Source organism: Burkholderia sp. BCC1640 (genome assembly GCF_902833125.1).
GTDB classification, from domain to species: domain Bacteria; phylum Pseudomonadota; class Gammaproteobacteria; order Burkholderiales; family Burkholderiaceae; genus Burkholderia; species Burkholderia diffusa.
In genome coordinates, this window is the sequence record NZ_CADFEF010000202.1 from 1 (window position 1) to 250 (window position 250).

At 60.8% G+C, this 250-nt stretch carries 1 pseudogene; it reads right to left on the minus strand.

Going from position 1 to position 250, the window contains the following annotated elements:
* Positions 1-106 precede the first annotated feature (106 nt).
* Positions 107-250 (minus strand): annotated as a pseudogene (locus tag HWX25_RS33215) (transposase); the annotation flags it as partial.

The following is a 250-nucleotide window of genomic DNA, read 5'->3' on the forward strand; positions in this document are numbered from 1 at the left end:
TCATGGTCATCGGGATCATCCCCAAACACCCTGCCTGAAAAACTAGCAGGATAGGTTGATTGCCCGGCTCAGTTTTCAGTCGGCGCGATCCCTACAAGTGGCTCAATTTCCGGTCGGCGTAAACAAACCAGACCGCCGCCGGCGCTTCGGAGGCACTTGGCCGATCATCACGCACGTAGACCCACAGACGTCCTGTCTTCGTGCGGCCGTTGCCGGGCGCCAGCACTGGCAGCGGCGTGTCGTCCGCATG